Origin of the sequence: Geitlerinema sp. PCC 9228, assembly GCF_001870905.1 — a bacterium.
In the GTDB taxonomy this organism is placed as follows: domain Bacteria; phylum Cyanobacteriota; class Cyanobacteriia; order Cyanobacteriales; family PCC-9228; genus PCC-9228.
This window is the reverse complement of sequence record NZ_LNDC01000098.1, coordinates 39039-56839: the sequence shown is the minus strand read 5'-3', so window position 1 is coordinate 56839 and position 17801 is coordinate 39039. Positions and strand designations below refer to the sequence as shown.

At 51.4% G+C, this 17801-nt stretch carries 16 protein-coding genes and 1 pseudogene; 9 read left to right on the top strand and 8 right to left on the bottom strand.

Translation table 11 applies throughout. The features are described 5' to 3' along the window. Positions 1-136 precede the first annotated feature (136 nt). The 3 genes from AS151_RS09335 to murC form a co-directional block, all read right to left on the bottom strand. Positions 137-487 (bottom strand): YbaB/EbfC family nucleoid-associated protein, encoded by a 351-nt coding sequence (locus AS151_RS09335; protein ID WP_071516777.1) that lies wholly within the window; start codon positions 485-487, stop codon positions 137-139. Between the two features lie 435 nt (positions 488-922). Continuing rightward, positions 923-1936 carry a UDP-N-acetylmuramate dehydrogenase gene (gene murB / locus AS151_RS09330; RefSeq protein ID WP_071516776.1) on the bottom strand — a complete coding sequence of 338 codons (1014 nt, stop codon included), beginning with the start codon at positions 1934-1936 and terminating at the stop codon, positions 923-925. Between the two features lie 201 nt (positions 1937-2137). Next, the gene (murC, locus tag AS151_RS09325; protein WP_071516775.1) at positions 2138-3748 is read right to left on the bottom strand and encodes a UDP-N-acetylmuramate--L-alanine ligase; all 1611 of its coding nucleotides are present in this window, start codon (positions 3746-3748) and stop codon (positions 2138-2140) included. Positions 3749-4157: 409 nt separating this feature from the next. Here murC and nadD point away from each other — a divergent pair, with 409 nt between their 5' ends. Continuing rightward, positions 4158-4793, top strand: coding sequence for a nicotinate (nicotinamide) nucleotide adenylyltransferase (nadD, locus tag AS151_RS09320; protein ID WP_071516774.1), 636 nt, complete (start codon positions 4158-4160; stop codon positions 4791-4793). 474 nt (positions 4794-5267) lie between these two features. Beyond that, entirely contained in the window at positions 5268-6284 is a 1017-nt protein-coding gene (locus AS151_RS09315) for a type I glyceraldehyde-3-phosphate dehydrogenase (protein WP_071516773.1), read from the top strand. 72 nt (positions 6285-6356) lie between these two features. On the opposite strand, the gene thiL is transcribed toward AS151_RS09315, so the two are convergent. From thiL to AS151_RS09300, 3 genes are all read right to left on the bottom strand, one after another. After that, positions 6357-7367, bottom strand: a complete 1011-nt coding sequence (gene thiL, locus AS151_RS09310; protein ID WP_071516772.1) for a thiamine-phosphate kinase — start codon at positions 7365-7367, stop codon at positions 6357-6359. Positions 7368-7434: 67 nt separating this feature from the next. Next, a complete protein-coding gene (locus tag AS151_RS09305; protein WP_071516771.1) occupies positions 7435-7719 on the bottom strand; it encodes a hypothetical protein in 285 nt (94 codons plus the stop codon). A 126-nt stretch (positions 7720-7845) separates the two neighbouring features. Further along, a complete protein-coding gene (locus AS151_RS09300) occupies positions 7846-9021 on the bottom strand; it encodes a peptidylprolyl isomerase (protein WP_071516770.1) in 1176 nt (391 codons plus the stop codon). Positions 9022-9245: 224 nt separating this feature from the next. Between AS151_RS09300 and efp the strand changes: the two genes are divergently transcribed. From efp to AS151_RS09285, 3 genes are all read left to right on the top strand, one after another. Continuing rightward, positions 9246-9803: an elongation factor P gene (gene efp, locus AS151_RS09295; RefSeq protein WP_071516769.1), complete on the top strand. Its 558-nt coding sequence runs from the start codon at positions 9246-9248 to the stop codon at positions 9801-9803. Positions 9804-9992: 189 nt separating this feature from the next. Then, on the top strand, positions 9993-10526 hold the full coding sequence (accB, locus tag AS151_RS09290; protein WP_071516768.1) for an acetyl-CoA carboxylase biotin carboxyl carrier protein: 534 nt from the start codon (positions 9993-9995) through the stop codon (positions 10524-10526). A 65-nt stretch (positions 10527-10591) separates the two neighbouring features. Beyond that, positions 10592-10948 (top strand): metalloregulator ArsR/SmtB family transcription factor, encoded by a 357-nt coding sequence (locus tag AS151_RS09285; RefSeq protein ID WP_071516767.1) that lies wholly within the window; start codon positions 10592-10594, stop codon positions 10946-10948. A gap of 78 nt (positions 10949-11026) precedes the next feature. Here the strand turns inward: AS151_RS09285 and AS151_RS09280 are convergent, their stop codons facing one another. Together AS151_RS09280 and iscB are read right to left on the bottom strand one after the other, a co-directional pair. Then, entirely contained in the window at positions 11027-11671 is a 645-nt protein-coding gene (locus tag AS151_RS09280) for a GerMN domain-containing protein (protein WP_071516766.1), read from the bottom strand. 216 nt (positions 11672-11887) lie between these two features. Next, a pseudogene (gene iscB / locus AS151_RS09275) lies at positions 11888-13184 on the bottom strand (RNA-guided endonuclease IscB). Positions 13185-13553: 369 nt separating this feature from the next. On the opposite strand from iscB, the gene AS151_RS09270 reads away from it, so the two are divergent. The 4 genes from AS151_RS09270 to fusA all read left to right on the top strand — a co-directional run bounded on the left by AS151_RS09270 (position 13554) and on the right by fusA (position 17500). Further along, entirely contained in the window at positions 13554-13919 is a 366-nt protein-coding gene (locus AS151_RS09270; RefSeq protein WP_071516765.1) for an iron-sulfur cluster assembly accessory protein, read from the top strand. 104 nt (positions 13920-14023) lie between these two features. After that, positions 14024-14398 (top strand): 30S ribosomal protein S12, encoded by a 375-nt coding sequence (gene rpsL / locus AS151_RS09265; RefSeq protein ID WP_071516764.1) that lies wholly within the window; start codon positions 14024-14026, stop codon positions 14396-14398. Between the two features lie 243 nt (positions 14399-14641). Continuing rightward, the gene (rpsG, locus tag AS151_RS09260) at positions 14642-15112 is read left to right on the top strand and encodes a 30S ribosomal protein S7 (RefSeq protein WP_071516763.1); all 471 of its coding nucleotides are present in this window, start codon (positions 14642-14644) and stop codon (positions 15110-15112) included. 312 nt (positions 15113-15424) lie between these two features. Continuing rightward, positions 15425-17500 (top strand): elongation factor G, encoded by a 2076-nt coding sequence (fusA, locus tag AS151_RS09255; protein WP_071516762.1) that lies wholly within the window; start codon positions 15425-15427, stop codon positions 17498-17500. The last annotated feature ends 301 nt before the right edge of the window (positions 17501-17801 follow it).

Here is a 17801-nt window from a genome sequence, read left to right as displayed (position 1 = left end):
GCGCTAGCGAAAGTTGGGCAGGTATCTTGAAAGAGATGCAATCAATGCAAAGTTGGCGTATTTTGCATACCTTTCGTTTAGATAGTATGAAAATACGCCACGAAACCCGACAGGGAAACTTGCTTCTGCAGTTGGGTTACATGCCGGGGAGATTTAAACCTTCGGTGATTTCTTCCATGCGTTCGCGCATGGTGGTGGTGGATTTGGTGTAGGCATCTTGCAGTGCTTCGGTAACCAAATTCGATAGGGAATCGGCACCTTCCCCCATGACATCTGGCGAAATTTCTACGCGACGAGGTTCTTGGTTGCCGCTCATGACAACTTTCACCATGCCGCCGGCAGCTTCGCCGGTTACCTCCATTTCGTCGAGTTCTTCTTGCAGGTTTTTGGCTTTGTCTTGAACCTGTTGGGCTTTCTTGATTGCTTCGGTGAGCTCTTTCATTTTGCCCAAACCGAAGCCAAATCCCTTTCCTTGTCCTTGTGTCATGATTTCACTCGCAAACGAACGGTTGAAAAATGGTCTGTTTTCTAGGCTACCTTTGATGTTCCCCAGCTTTCAAAGCAAGTCGATCGCTCAAAGGTGAAGAATTGCCAGGAAGTTGGCAGGATTCCGTTTTGGCTCTCCAGGATAGGGTGTATTTTCCACCGATTCGGGGGGTGGATTTTGGGCTAGCCTGGGGAGAAAAAACTACTTCTAACTATAGCATTAGGAAAGCTGGATTTTGGCAGAATGCTTGCGCGATCGCCGGGCTAATAAACAAATTAAATTCCCCACAATCATGAGCCGAGAATTGGGAAAAAACGAACTGCGATCGCTTCTTTGGAGAAAGTTTGCGCACGTTTGTCCCCCCCAAAATATGCCAGTAAACGCTGCTCGTACGCCAGTCGGCAAGCAGGAGGATTGGCAAAGATTGCTGATAGCTCAAACCAGCACTTGAGTGGGTTCGCTCAAGTCGGGAAAGTCTCCTAAAATTTTCACTTCCGGTTGCAGTTTGATGGACCAACGGTGGGCAACTTGTTCTTGCACGTGGCGAATCAACCGGAGAATATCGCTGGCACTAGCTTTCCCACAATTGAGAATAAAATTAGCATGTCGTTGGGCGACTTGTGCCTGACCGATTTGATAGCCCTTCAACCCCGTTTGTTCGATCAGCCAACCGGCGGCATAGGGATAGCAATTGCGAAAGACACTGCCACAGCTGGGGCGGTGGTAGGGCTGGCTGCGGCGACGCTGGCGCAGTTGGGCGGCGGTATCGGCCACCACCTGTTCGGGATCGAAACCGGGTTGTAGCTGCAGGATCGCTTGGGTGACTACGCGATCGCTTCCTTGTAAAATGGAACGGCGGTATTGATAGTCTAAATCTGTCGGGGCGTACCCTTGGCAAGTACCATCTGGTTCCAACACCTCCGCCCGCACCAAAATATCCGCCATGCAACTGTTGTGTGCCCCCGCATTCATGACCGTGGCCCCACCCACGGTGCCAGGGATGCCCACCATCCATTCCAAACCGCGCCAACCCAGTTTCGCCGCTTGCCAAGCCAAACGAACCAGGGATTCACCGGCAGCTACCGTTACCTGTCCGGTTTCCGCATCAAAATGAGCGCCGTTTAGATGGCGAGTACAAACCACCAAGCCGGGTAAGCCACCATCGCCAATCAACAAATTGGAACCAGCCCCTAATAGGGTAATGGGAATATCTTGCGATCGCCCCCAAGCCAGAGCAGCCAGCAACTGCTCCCTATCCCTGGGGGAAGTATACCATTCAGCTTCACCGCCAACGCGAAAAGAGGTGCGATCGCGCAGGGAAACACGGGATTGAATAGCACCTTGCTGTTGGGGTAGCCAAATCAACGGGCAAGCCAACGTGTTGGCATGGTCTCCCCCTGCAGGTAAGGAATTGGCGTGACGGTCCAGAGAAGAGTCGGAACTAACCATAGCGTGTGACAGTGTTTCGATGGGGTTATCAAGGTTGATGCATGCACCCTACATCCAGGCAAACCTCTAAGTTTCCAAATTACCATTGACAAGCTCGTTGGCTGGAAGAAGCCGGCTTGCCTGCCAGGGCAGAAAAAACAGCGGTTGGATACGGCAGCAGAGGGGTCCCAATAGCAGCCTTTTCTCTGCCATCGCGATTTCCTAGCAGTAGGAACTGGAAGCTGGGGGACGGTCCCAAAAGCGGTAAAACTCCATAATTTCCGGAATGACTTGGTTTAGATTGCCCGCTCCCAGGAACAAAACCACATCCCCCGCACGCAAAATTTCTTTCAAACGGCGGACCACATCCGCCAGCGACGGTTGGTACTCGACCCCATCGTGATATTGTGCGATCGCTTGCGTCACGCACTCTCCGTTCAGATTTTCCAAATTATTTTCCCCAGCCCCATAAATATCGCTAACAATTGCCAGATCGGCGGCGCTAAAGGCCCGGGCAAAGTCTAATAAAAATCGTTGGGTACGGCTGTAGCGATGGGGTTGAAAAACAGCAATCAAGCGGCGTTGGTTCTGTGCGGGGTTGTCTGTAGCGCTGCGGTCGTCAAACTCTTGCATTCGCAACCGCGCCGCCGCCAGGGTCGCTTGAATTTCATTGGGATGGTGGGCGTAATCATCTACAAATAAAATACCACCGTACTGACCGCGAATCTCAAAACGGCGGCTGGCCCCTGCAAATGTTGCGATCGCGGCGGCAATGGTGGGAAAATCCAAACCCAACTGACGGGTCGCCGCCACCACCGCCAGGGCATTGCTGAGGTTATGCTCTCCCAACAACTGTAACTGCAACTCGCCCAAGACGCGATCGCCTTCCAGCACCGTAGCCACTGTTCCTGTAGCACTGTAGCGGACATTTTGCACGGTATAATGGGCCCCCCTATGGGGGTGAATGCTGTAGCCGATCGTCGAAGGCAACGCCTGCCGTACCGTCTGACAATCAGCACATCCCACCACCGTCTCGCAGCCGTGGGCAAAGGTTTGAAATGTGGCCACCACCTGTTCCAAACTCTGATAGCAATCGGGATGGTCCAGTTCGATGTTGGTAATAATACCAATTTTGGCCTGCAGCTTCACCAGAGAACCATCCGATTCATCGGCTTCCGCCACAAAATAAGGGGTCTTGCCCACGCGAGCATTGCCCTGCCACGTGGGAACTTCGCCACCAATGGCCACGGTAGGGTCCCATCCCGCTTCCACCAACACGTGACCGGCTAAACTGCTGGTGGTGGTTTTACCGTGGGTGCCAGCAACCGCTATACTGGCATCGTACTGCTGCATGAGAGCAGCCAGCACATCCGAACGGTGAAAAATAGGACATCCCAAATCAAGGGCGGCTTGGTATTCTACATTGGCGGGATCGATGGCAGAAGAACAAATCACTTGCGGTACGCTCTTACTGGCAGCGCATCCATTGGCCGCAGCAGAGGTAGCTTCCGGATGGGGGCGATCGCCATTTTGGGCGGCAGCAAAACTGTTAGCAGTAGAGGAAGGGAACACCTGATTGTTGGGGTACCGAACCAAGGAACTGGTTTCCCGCATGCCATCTTTTTGAAACCAGTGCAAATTTTCAGCTTCCTGCCGCGAAAAAATCCGAACACCGGTTTGCTGCAAACGCTGGGTAATATGACTCGAACGAAGGTCGGATCCGTATACAGGCAACCGGCGTTTCGCTAAAATATAAGCCACCGCAGACATCCCAATCCCCCCTATACCGATGAAATGAAACGGTCTGCCACTAAAATCAACAGAATTCGGCATCTTAATCTTGGCTCCTCACAAACCACACCACTGGTGAATAACACGCGATATCATATCAACAAACTTCTATCTGGTAAAATCCCGATGCGGTTGTGGAAAATTTGGCTTGCCAGCGTGGTTGCATCCAGAAAAAACTTACAGCGGGAACTTTTGCGCGCACCTTTAGCAGCTAGTTGGCAAATGGGAGGGGAGACAGGAGCACGGGTAGCAGCACCAAACCACATCAAACAGCTATTGGGAAGAAAAAGCCAAAAAGAACTTCCTAGAGGACAACAGAGCACCTTCATAAATTCCTTAGAACATTTTCGGCGATATATGCACTTTTTTTTCGGCCGAAAAACGATTTTTTCCGAAAAATTGTTCCCCAAAATTCCCCAGGGGGGATTGAAAATTTCCCAAGCAACGGTGTATGGCGCAAAAAATTGGTATTTTGGGAGGAACGTTCGATCCGGTACATTGGGGGCACCTGCACTTAGCAGCCGCCGCCCAAGCACAAGCGGGATTGGATCGGCTGCTTTGGCTCCCGGCGGGGTCTCCTCCCCACAAAAGCGATCGCCCCCTAGCCCCATGGACCCATCGCCTGGCTATGTTGCAACGCGCGATCGCCGGCGATCCCATCTCTACCATCTGTACCATTGAAGCAGAAAGCACCGCTATTACCTACAGTGCCGATACCTGGGCACAACTGCAAAAACAATCCCCCAACGCCCAGTGGTATTGGATTGTGGGCACGGATACCTTGCAAACCCTACACCATTGGTACCGCCGCGAGGAACTAGTACGTTGCTGCTGGTGGTTGGTAGCCCCCCGCTTCCCCACCCAAACCCCACAGCAAGCCCAGCAAATCGCTCGCGAAACCAGCGATCGCTTAGCAGCAGAATCGATCCCGCTACACTGGCAATTGTTGGCAATGACCCCCATCCAGATTTCCGCTACCCAAGTACGCCAAGCCGTCTACCAGAGGCAGCCGCTACAATCATTAGTTCCCGCAGCCGTTGCCGACTATATCGCCACCCACCAGCTTTACCAAACCTTCTGTGGGTGAACGTCCACCCGCCGCGATCGCAGTTTCTGAGGTCTATATCAGAAATTCCGCGCCCAAATCGCCCCCGCGACCTTTTGACAAGCAATTTTCCGCCCATTTGAAAACCTAAAAAAAGTTTAAATTGTCCGGTCTTTACGATATGATTGGGGGCATTATGAGGCGCTCAATTGGGTCCCCAATACCGTAGAAAAAGATGGATTTTTGCATTTCCATCCCATCATGGCCAACGAAAAGCGATTCTCCCAAGCTCTACGCCTGCGCGGATTGACCCAACAACCGTGGTAGACTGACGACCGGTCGCTTTTCTCAACGGCTCGGTTCCCATTTGGGTGCCTGCGTAGCTGGTTGCCAAGAAGGCTAGCCCTATTTGGCCAAGTTCTTCTCGTTTCTAAGGGAAACAGCAACCACCCATCCATATAGCAAAACCTTTTGCCTTCCCCGAAGCTACCGAATGCCAACCTGAGGAGGTCTAACGTGATTAGAGTTGCGATTAACGGTTTTGGCCGCATAGGACGTAATTTTCTCCGTTGCTGGTTAGAACGCGAAAATAGCCAACTTGATATTGTTGGCATCAACGATACATCCGATACCAAAACCAACGCCCACTTACTGAAATACGATTCCACCCTAGGCACCCTCAATGCCGATGTCACCTGCGACGAAAATTCCTTAATTGTCAACGGTCGCACCATTAAATGCGTCTCCGACCGCAACCCCCTTAACCTTCCCTGGGGGGAATGGAACATCGACCTCGTCGTGGAATCGACGGGGGTTTTTGTGAAATACGATGGTGCCTCCCAACACATTGATGCCGGGGCGAAAAAAGTCCTGATTACCGCTCCTGGCAAAAGCAGCAATATTCAAACCTATGTCATGGGGGTCAACGACAAAGACTATACCCATGAAAATACCCCCGTCGTCAGCAATGCCAGCTGTACCACCAACTGCCTAGCCCCCGTTGTCAAGGTGCTGCACGAAAGATTCGGCATTGTGAAAGGCACCATGACCACAACCCACAGCTACACCGGCGACCAGCGCCTGCTCGATGCCAGCCACCGAGATGTGCGTCGCGCTCGTGCTGCCGCTCTCAACATTGTGCCCACCACCACCGGAGCGGCAAAAGCGGTGGCTTTGGTCATTCCCGAATTGGAAGGCAAGCTCAATGGCGTTGCGTTCCGGGTGCCAACACCAAACGTTTCCGTGGTTGATTTTGTCGCCCAGGTAGAAAGAAAAACGTTTGTTGAAGAAGTGAACGAAGCGCTGCAAGAAGCCGCTGAAGGCGAACTCAAAGGAATTATGGAGTACAGCGACCTGCCTTTGGTCTCGGGTGACTATCGCGGTCACAATGCTTCTTCCATCGTGGATGCCAGCCTGACCATGGTGCTCGATGGCGATATGGTGAAAGTGGTTGCCTGGTACGACAACGAGTGGGGCTACAGCCAGCGGGTTCTCGATTTGGCAGAACTCGTTGCCCAAAAATGGGCTGGCTAGAGAGTTGACTGTGAAGTGACAAGCATAGCGGTGGAGACCCTTTGCTTCGATTCGCTTGTCACTTCTTTTATCTTATTGCGGGGGGGGATGAAAGTGTTGAAAGCTACTGCTGGGACAGAGCGTCTGTTCGCTGTAGCTGTGGCTGCTATCCCCAAGAACGATGCCAGGTTCGCTGGTAATTTCGCCAATAATGGCAGCCGGTGCCCCCAGTTGCGATACCAAGGTGGTGGCTCTCGCCGGGGGCAGACACAAGACTAGCTCAAAGTCTTCTCCTCCGTACAAAATCCACTGCCAAACCACTTCCGGGGTAGCCATTTGCCAGAGTGCTTCTGGAACGGGAATGTTTTGGCGGTCCAAACGCGCACCTACTTGACTTAGCTGACAGATTTGCCAAACGGCATCTGCCAAACCATCGCTGCTATCCATGCCCGCGATGCGCCAAGGGTCGTCTAACAGGTTCTGCAACACAGGCAAAACATCGAACCTCGCTTGCGGGCGTTGGTGGGCGGTAACCAGTAAGTTGCGTTCTGTCTGGGAAAACGAACGCTCCCGTTGGGGATCTAGCAGCAATTCCAAACCAGCCCGGGAAAGTCCATGCCAGCCAGTGACCGCGATCGCATCCCCCGGTTGAGCGCAAAAACGGCGAATGCTACGTTGGGGATGCACTTCACCAAAAGCGGTAATGGCGAGGGTTCTCTGGGTAGAACGCACCACATCGCCGCCAAGGAGGGGGGTTTGGTATTTTTGCAGGTACTCGCTGATGCCTTGATACACTCCTTCCACCCAAGTTAGGGGCGTTTCTCCAGCCACCCCCAACCCTACGGTCATGCCCGCTGGCATCGCCCCCATCGCCGCCAAATCAGAGAAATTGGCAGCAACAGCGCGCCATCCCACATCTTCAGGATTGGTGGTGCGATCGCTAAAATGAACCTCCTCGACCAACATATCGGTGGTCACCACCAGGTGGTATCCCCCGCGGGGGACTTGGGATACGATGGCCGCATCATCCCCAATAATCTCTGGTTGGCCATATTGGTGTAACTTTTGTAAAAGCGCTCTTTCCCCAAGGTCTCGAACCAACATATATTTTTCTGGTGAGTGAAAGAATATTTTTTAAACGACGTAAAAAGGCCAATAGCAATATTTGATATTACTGAATTTGGGGGAAATAATAAATCATTGTACCGTTTTCATCCACATCCAACCGGGCAGAAAATATTTGAGCTTGACGTTCTAAAAACTGGCTGGCAACCTCCGGTTCTACCCGGGCTTTGGCGGTCAGTTGGATAAGCGTAATTTTTCCATTGTGGCGCTCTAAAATTTCATAAAACGCATCTTCCAAACGTTTTCTAACTTGTTGCCTGCGTAGGGAACTCAAAACCACAACGCCAAAAATACTGCCCAAAACCAGCAACAATAAAAAATTATAGACCATAAATATTCCCGCTGCCCTCTCGTGGATTGTTTTCTGCCTAGAAAAGGGCGGTAAGCATACCAGCACGACCGTGGTAGCTGAATGCTTACCCGTCCACCATGTTTCAACCAATTGCGCGATCGCCAACTACGCCGCTTCCGTTTCCGTTTCTGTTTCTTCCTGCGGCACCACCAAATTTTCCAATCCTTTAGTTACCTGTGCCGACATAATTTTATCCCCTGCTTGCAAGGTTTCCAAAACATCTTTGCCATCAATAACATATCCAAAAACCGCATACCGACCATCAAGCAAATTGGCACCAGCCGGCGTTAAATCCGGTTCAAACAGAAAAAAGAAAAACTGCGAAGAACCGCCATTGTTATTCTCCTCCGGGCGTGCCATCGCCACCGTTCCATAAGCAGAAAACGGCAATTCCGGTTGCGTTTTGTACAAACCTAACTCTTCAAACGTAAACCCATAAATTGGTTCTTTTTCCGATTTGGGCTTAATCTCTAAAGGAATGGTACGTTCGGTTCCCGTTTCCGGATCGACAAATCCTTCCTCAGGACCAGGTGGATCGCCAGCCTGCAACACGTAATCCTGCTCGGAACGAATAAACTCCAATCCGTCGTAAAAATTCCGCTGCACCAAATCCACAAAATTCCCAGCAGTAATGGGAGCGCTATACCCATCAACCACCAAAGTCAAATTCCCCTTATTGGTTTCCATCTCAATGGTAGCGCGTCCTTGGAGCTGGGGCAGATCGCTATATTCTTCGGGAACTTCAAAGGGAAATTCATCAACCATTAACTCTTCCAAATCGCCCAGCTGGGAAATTAACTCGCCGCGGCGAATCCAAGCTGCTTCTTTATCTTTTACCTCAGCAATTTCTTTGAAATCATCAACACCGGCTCGAATATCATCGAGGATTTTTTGCGCTTGCGCTTGCTTTTCTGGAGCAATACTGGCTAGAATTTCATCTTCCTTGCGTTGCAAAACCCTAGCCGCCGCTTTCACATCAGAACGAATCGCCCCCCAACGGCGGCGCGCCCTCAGTTGGGTAGCAATATCTTCCAAACTTTGTTGCAATTGGCGTACGGGAGGATTGTCGATGGGTAGGGAATATTGCAACAGAGATTCCCCATTGGTGACCGGATCGCCGGTGGGCAAGCTACTTTGACGCTCGTTGTTGCCGCTGAAAAAGTCCCACCAAGCACCGCTAAGACCGACCGAGAGGCTAGCTAGCAATACCACCAAAACACCATTGAACAGCCACCTTTGCCATCCAGGGTTGCGAGTGCGAGAACGATTGAAAAGAAACATAGTGTGCCGAATCCTTTTGGTTACAACTGCTACCTGTTCATATTGCCACAATCAGGGAAGGGCACAATGAAAAAAGCCAGCCGCAGCCATGGTAGCCTTGAGAGCTTTCCCCAATACGAGCGCTGTAGCAAAACCTCTAGACAAAGCAAATTTTTCCCCTGTAAAAGGTACAATGAGGTGCTGATTGCTTTGCCCAAATCAATATAGAAACTAGATAAACAGCCATGATCTCCACCAACGACTTTCGCACCGGAGTCACCATTGAGTTGGAAGGCGCTGTATGGCGCGTTGTCGAATTTCTCCACGTTAAGCCTGGCAAAGGCTCCGCGTTCGTGCGTACGAAACTGAAAAACGTACAAACTGGTAACGTGGTGGAAAGAACTTTTCGTGCTGGGGAAACCGTTCCCCAAGCAATTTTGGAAAAAGTTCCCATGCAGTATACCTATAAAGACAAAGAACAGTTCGTCTTTATGGATATGGAACAATATGAAGAAATCCCCCTGACCGCCGAGCAAATTGGCGAACGTTCCAAGTATTTGAAAGAAGGCATGGAGGTAACAGCCATCCGCTGGCAAAACCAAATTTTGGAAGTGGAGTTACCCAATTCCATCGTCTTGGAAGTGACCGAGACCGATCCTGGGGTGAAGGGGGATACAGCCACCGGCGGCAGCAAACCGGCTACGTTGGAAACCGGTGCCGTGGTGATGGTTCCTTTGTTTATCTCCGTTGGAGAACGCATTAAAGTGGATACCCGTAATGACACGTATATAGGTCGCGAATAGGCAGGATGGGGATAGGCAGCTATGCAGATAGGCAGTACGGGCATAGCTGCAAACGTTCCCCTACCATCGGCTATGACCTGTATGGTTTGAACAACTGTGGCTGCTTCTAGACTCCACTTGGAATCTGGAAGCGTTTTTGTTTCTTGAAATTGACTGCTTGTAGGATAGCTTAATGGAATTCGGTTAACTGTGGATTTAGATGTTAATACCCTCCGGGAACTCTTAACGGCGTTCAACCAGACCAATATCTCGGAATTAACGCTGAAAAGTGGCGATTTTGAGTTAACCTTGCGCAAAGATTGGCCCCTCGGCGATCGCGCCGGGGCAGGAGAGTCTATGGTTGCTGGTTTTCCCCAAACCACCCCGCCAGAAGCAAACGCCGCTGGTACAGCAGCACCCCCAGCCGCCGCGCCGGCATCTAGCGAGAGCGCTCCAGAGGGAGGAAAACCTCCCAGCGCTCCCCAACCAAAATTGGTGGATGTTACCTCGCCCATGGTAGGTACATTTTACCGGGCACCCGCTCCTGGAGAAGCACCGTTCGTGGAAATGAACGACCGGGTTGGCGTCGGGCAAACTGTATGTATTATCGAAGCGATGAAGTTAATGAACGAAATTGAAGCGGAAGTTGCCGGTCAAGTGGTAGAAGTTTTGGTGGAAGATGGAGAACCGGTGGAATACGGTCAAGTTTTGATGAGAATTCAGCCCAATTCTGAAGGAGTTTAATTACTCTATTGTCATGGATGGTTATACTGGTACCATAACCTATAATTCTGTAAAGGAAAATTACGATGACATCAACGCCTAATAACCTTCCTAAAGAAGTTCTACAACATGTCGCCGAATATTTCAGTATTTTAAGCGAACCCATGCGCTTGAAGATTCTGAACTTGCTGCGCGACGGTGAGAAATGCGTCCAAGAGTTGGTGGAAGCCACCGAAACCAGCCAAGCCAACGTATCGAAGCATCTCAAAGTGATGTTACAAGCAGGCATTCTCAGCCGTCGCAGCGAAGGAACGGCGGCATACTACCGCGTTGAGGACGACCTAACGTTTGAACTATGCACGCTAGTGTGCGATCGCTTAGCCGCCCGCATCGAACAGCAAGCACAGAGTTTCCGGGCCTTTAGCCTTTCCGGGAAACAATAATCTCGCTGGAGTTGGCTACTTGGGCTAAAGTGAGAAGTTCTTCCCAGGAAAATTGGGAAAGCAGCTTCTCACTTTTTTTTATAGAGCAAATTCCCGCTTGAAGGATTCCCTGGTAATGGGTTGCGGTACTTGTAACCCTTCTCCCCCCAACAAGGTCAGCGGTTCGCCACTTACAGAAATCCAAACCTTTGCCTGGGGGTCGAAACTAGTCGCTGTATAGACTACTTGCCCCAATCTCCCCATCATCGAGGTACTACCGCCGCCGCGGATGAATTCCTCAGACAGATCCACATAAATGCCATCTTCCGCCACGCGCAGCGATCGCAGTTGGGTCGCCTCCGGAATCGTAGAAAAAGAGTTGCTTGCCGCCGACTGGGAAGGCGATGCCAGCAACCGCGTGAAAGCTCGTTCCAGAGCTTGTTCCGGTGTGGCCTTTGACGCCACTTGCACCGGCGTCGGTACCAAAGCAAAGCTGCCTCCCCGATCTTGTAAATAAAAAGCTTGGGCGCGCACTTCAGTGGCAGGCGCGGTAGGAGTTTGGGTAGGCTCTTGGGTAGAAGGGGCACCATTTTGAACGGAAGATGGCGTTTCGCTCGGAGCGGGGGGATTGGCTGTGCGCTGGTTGGCCACCAACCAAGTCGTTCCAGCTCCCACAGCCAACACAAGTGCGGAAACGCCAGCTACCCATCCTCTAGAAAGGCGGTCTTTGGTTTCTTTTTGCATATTCGATCGATCCTCGTACAAACGGCAATCGGGTTTTTCAGGGGTTACTTAAGAGGGAGGGAGCACGAACCAGGGAAATAGAAACCAGCGATTTCAGATTTGGCGCGACGCTTTGCCAAGATAGATGCTTCCCTAACCAGGAAAGTTTCACATAAATCCTCGATACGTTTGGAAGCCCTGTCGCTTTAGCGCCGGCAGGAAAAACGAACGGCGACTTTAGTCACCTATAGTATGAGCGAACGCATAAGCATAACCATCCCTTTGGTAAATTGGTTGGCAATACCTGTGGCTCATTCCACCACACCCGACCCAATTGAGTCGTAATATCAAAGCTGCCGGATGCGCGAGCGAGAACTCGCCCAACATAAGACCCAATTTTCTTGCCTTTGGTGACAATGGCAGTAACGATATCGCCAGTGCGAAATCCTTGATGAATTTGCACCCGTGAGCAGTCACGAGTAGGAAACCCATATTTATCCGTCCCGCACATCTGTCGAGTCCCATGTCCTTTGGCTGCAATTAGCAACGGTTTTGTGGTCAGGACTTGAAGTGAATCGATTTTCCCGACACTGGCAGCATCTAGCCAGTAGGTTTTGGGTAGGTCTAATCGCGTCCGATGAAACTTGGTTTGTCCCCCCGTGCCTGTCGCCACCAGCAAGCCTGTTTGTTTCAGGGCATTGAACAACGCCCATCGAGTCGAGTTAACAGCAGCCGCATCTTTGAGCGGTGATTTGGCCTGCTCAAGAATACGGTTCCATACGTCAGGGTTGCCTGATAAAAAGTCTCGAATGTCCCCATTGCTTTTGGATTGATTGCATGAGTGGCAAGCCATCGTCAGGTTGGAAACCCGGTCGGTTCTCCCTTTAGACTGGGGCTGAATATGCTCAACTTCAAGCGCTACATTTTTAGCCCCGCAGTAAGCACATTTCCGATTCCATTTTTCCAATGAATATTCCCTGACTTCATCATCTTGCAGTTCCCCCTGCTGATATTCAACACCCGATCTCTCAGGGTTGTGCATGAGTTGCAGGTCGAACCTTACTAGCTCTTGAGTTATGCGGGCAATTGGGGCCAGCCTGCGAAAGCGGTTAGCCCATGTCATCGTGGTATCTACCCGATGTTGTAGGCTAGGGGAGAGCCAACCTTTTGGACGAGTCCAATTCAGAAATCGAGCTTGGCGATAGCGGGTCTTGCGATTTCGCCGGCTTCGTCGTAATTGACCACGGGAAAGCAGCGCATCCTTGATTTGCTGAGGTCGGTGCTCAAGCTCCGCCCCGAAGATTACCTTCGTGCCCTGTACAACCGCCATTCCTGTAACCTTAGCAGCAGGATCGAGTTGAAGTTCCAGCTCTTGCATGGGGACCTCTGGGCAGGCTGGTTTGAGAATGATGGTGAACGGATAACGGCGAAATACGGCGGCATTCCCTGTACTGAGGAGTCGCCGAGCTTTCCCCGGATGCACTGGGTCAAGTGGCCGCTGGTTGGTGTCGAAGACAAAAACCAAATTTGACATGGAAATCTCCGTCAAACGGGTAATGTTTTCCTCGCCAAGGTTTTTAGGGCTTGTTAGGCTAACGGCACTGCCTTCCCCCTGGTAGAGCTGTATAACCGTTAGCGACAGGGGGACAAACACCAAAAGTATTTGTCGGTACCATGACCCTAAAAACGTAGCCTCAAAGGGCGAAGGGCTGGTAGCTACCTGAAGCTGGAGGCAGGAACCCCCCGTGCTTCAACCGGGGGTGCTGACCAATGCAGCTAATTTGTTTCCAGTTTAGCGCTTTGCGGGTCATTTTTTTGGGCAGCAGAAAAAGCATCTCCGGCAGCATTTGCCTGTACAATAAAGAAATACAAGCACGACGCAAGCTTGATGCAATGGTGCCAAATGTCTAGTTGTACGATCCACATTCGCCCTGCTGCCGCTCGCGAAATTCAACGCCTGCTCGGACAGCGTCAAAATCCTCACCTGCGATTTCGTCTCGGCGTTCAAACTGGTGGATGTGCCGATCTATACTACACCCTTCAATTGGATGAAACCGTACATCCTAACGATTGCCTGTTGGAATGTGGCGATCTACCAGTTACCATCAAAGATGAGGATAGACGTTACTTGGAAGGCACGGTGGTTGACTATTCGGAAGATTTAATGGGAGGCGGTTTTCGCTTTCACAATCCCAATGCCACCCATAGCTGTAGTTGCGGTATTTCGTTTTCCGCAGAGGCAGGCGAAAGCTCGCCCACCAAGGATTGACACCGATAGCATCAGCAGTATAGGATAGTAAGGTTTGCAAACAAATACCAACTATCTCAGCCCACCTGTAAAGATTTGAAAGCAGAAAGAACCAATCGTCGCCCATGCCAACCATTCAGCAACTCATTCGCAACGAGCGTCAAAAGCTCAAAGAACCAACCAAATCTCCCGCTTTAAAATCCTGTCCGCAAAGACGGGGGGTATGTACCCGCGTTTATACGACCACCCCGAAAAAACCCAACTCGGCTCTGCGCAAAGTAGCCCGGGTGCGTTTGACTTCTGGTTTTGAAGTAACCGCCTACATTCCAGGCATCGGTCACAACCTGCAAGAACACTCCGTGGTGTTGATTCGCGGCGGACGTGTTAAGGACTTGCCAGGGGTCCGCTACCACATCGTTCGCGGTACCTTAGACGCAGCTGGCGTGAAAGACCGCCGTCAGGGGCGTTCCAAGTACGGTGCCAAGCGTCCTAAGAAATAGGTGATTCGGAAAGTACGGAATCCGTGCAAGAATGCTAGCAACTGGTTTGGGTGGAACCAGGCGGGGCGTAAGAATATCCCTGCTTGCCAAGCTGAAACCTCCCTCCCTATTGTAAAGACGTTAAAGTTTCAAAACTTAAATCGGGGCCATCCCGTTGTCCGTTTAAGATGGCTGTTTGTTGGTCGTTTGGAAAGCGGTCGTCCGTTGTAATTTTATTAGCTTGCATAGTAAGTAAGGTTCAATATGTCTCGTCGTAGTGGAAGTCAAAAGCGTCCGATTTACCCAGACCCAGTATACAACAGCCGTTTGGTTAGTATGCTGGTTTTGTGGGTCATGCGGGATGGAAAAAAATCCCTAGCGCTGAGAATTGTTTACAATGCTTTTAAGATCGTAGAGGAACGCACTGGTAGCGATCCTTTAGAGGTATTTGAAAGAGCGGTGAAGAATGTCACGCCGTTGGTAGAAGTGAGAGCACGGCGTGTCGGGGGAGCTACCTATCAAGTTCCCGTGGAAGTACGCCCCGAACGGGGAACCACCGTAGCCTTGCGCTGGATCGTGCGTTTCTCCCGGCAACGGGGTGGAAAAAGCATGGCTGGCAAGCTAGCATCCGAGTTAATGGATGCGGCTAACGAAGCGGGAAGTGCCGTTCGCCGGCGGGAGGAGACTCACCGCATGGCAGAAGCCAACAAAGCCTTTGCCCACTATCGCTACTAGGGGCGATACGGGGGAGATTTTCTGGCCAGCGGATAGGTTTTACCCCAAAAAAGTACAAAGAAATATTAAAATACTAGGAAGAATTAGCAGCTCGTTGCTGTCCTTAGGGACAGCATCAAGTCGTTGGTGGGAAACCGTTTTGCTAGGGAACTACTGCCGCAGCCCGGTCGTTCCCAAAAGCCAAGCCCCTTTCCCATGCAACTGGCGAGCGTGCTTGCTCCTAAAACATCCCGAATTCCAGCGCGATCGCACAGCGTTCTGTTTGGGATAGCCAAACCGTAACATTCAGCAGCAACAAGCAAGGAGGTAGTCGTGGCACGGAGTATCCCGCTCGAAAGAGTCCGCAATATAGGTATTGCAGCTCACATAGATGCCGGCAAAACCACCACCACCGAACGGATCCTATTCTATTCTGGGATCGTTCACAAAATTGGGGAAGTCCACGATGGCAACACGGTAACTGACTGGATGTCTCAGGAGCGAGAGCGGGGTATTACCATTACAGCCGCCGCTATCAGCAGCTTCTGGAGAGACCACCAGATTAACATTATCGACACCCCCGGTCACGTGGACTTTACCATCGAAGTGGAACGGTCCATGCGTGTGCTCGACGGGGTCATTGCCGTATTCTGTTCGGTAGGCGGCGTCCAACCCCAATCGGAAACCGTTTGGCGTCAAGCCGATCGCTACCAGGTACCGCGCATGGCCTTTATCAACAAAATGGACCGTACCGGTGCCAACTTCTACAAAGTCTACGAGCAGATTTGCGATCGCTTGCGTGCCAACGCCGTTCCCATCCAACTGCCCATTGGTGCGGAAAACGAATTCAGCGGCGTCATCGACCTAGTAACCATGCGCGCCCGCATCTACACCAACGACTTGGGCACCAACATGTTGGATGAAGAAATTCCCGACCACATGCGGGAGCTGGCCGAGGAATACCGCGCCAAAATGATCGAAGCAGTCGCGGAAACCGACGACGCCCTCACCGAAAAATACCTAGAAGGGGAAGAATTCACCCAAGAAGAAATCCAACAGGCCCTGCGCCAGGGAACCATTGACGGCAGCATCGTTCCCGTTCTGTGCGGTTCGGCGTTTAAAAACCGCGGCGTCCAGCTTCTGCTCGATGCTGTAGTAGATTACCTACCCGCCCCCACCCAGGTACCAGCCATTCAAGGGTACCTCCCCGACGGCGAAATGGCCGAACGCCACGCCGACGACGAAGAGCCCTTGGCAGCATTGGCCTTCAAAGTCCAAGCCGATCCCTACGGACGCCTCACCTTTCTGCGGGTTTACTCGGGAGTCCTGCAAAAAGGCACTTACGTGTACAACGCCACCAAAGGCAAAAAAGAACGGGTTTCCCGCCTGATCGTGCTCAAAGCCGACGAGCGGATCGAAGTGGAAGAACTGCGTGCCGGCGAACTGGGCGCTGTAGTCGGCATGAAGGAAACCACCACCGGGGATACTATTAGCGACGAAAAAGCACCCATCGTGCTGGAGTCCATGTTCATTCCCGAACCCGTGATCTCGGTAGCGGTGGAACCCAAAACCAAGCAGGACATGGACAAAATGGCCAAAGCCCTGCAAGCGCTCTCGGAAGAAGACCCCACCTTCCGCGTCTCCACCGATCCGGAAACCAACCAAACCGTGATTGCCGGCATGGGCGAATTGCACCTAGAGGTGCTGGTGGACCGGATGCTGCGGGAGTTTAAGGTAGAAGCCAACGTAGGCGCTCCCCAGGTTGCTTACCGGGAAACCATCCGCAAACCCATACGCACCGAAGGCAAATTCATCCGTCAAAGCGGCGGTAAAGGGCAGTACGGTCACGTAATTGCGGAAATCGAACCAGCGGAAAAAGGCACCGGGTTTGAGTTTGTTTCCAAAATTGTCGGTGGTGTCATTCCCAAGGAATACATTCCTTCCGTAGAAGAAGGAATGAAAGAAACCTGTGAATCGGGTATTCTGGCTGGGTTCCCCATGATCGACGTGAAAGTCACCTTGGTGGATGGTTCTTTCCACGAAGTAGACTCTTCGGAAATGGCCTTCAAAATTGCTGGTTCCATGGCCATGAAAGACGGTGCCATGAAAGCAGAACCCGTCTTGCTGGAACCAGTCATGCAAGTCAACGTGGAAGTACCGGAAGACTTTCTCGGCGATGTAATTGGAGATTTGAACTCCCGTCGCGGTCAAGTAGAAGGCATGAATACCGAAGAAGGGGTGGCCAAAATCAACGCGAAAGTGCCCCTGGCGGAAATGTTTGGGTACGCCACCGATATTCGCTCCAACACCCAAGGACGAGGTCTGTTTTCCATGGAATTTGACAGTTATGGAGAAGTTCCTCGTAGCGTTGCCGAACCCATTATTACTAAGTACAAAGGGAGCGAATAGAAAGGAGCAAGACGCTGTGGCAATGGTGGCTTTCCCACGGTAAGAAGTCGCCCACATGCCGTCAAGCATAACAGCTGGCAACTCACGAGATGCTGGGAAAAAAGCGATCGGGGAGCAAAAATGGGATACTATAAAATTGGGCAGATTCCATTATCCCCAATCGCTCGTTTTCCGGCTCTAAAAAAAAGGGGAAAAGCCAGCCAACTTTACCGGTGAGAATTTTTTCTAAAACTCTCCGAAATTTTAGAATTTTGGTTTTCCACCAAGATTCTAAAAAATGATAAATTCTAAAAGCTGGTAA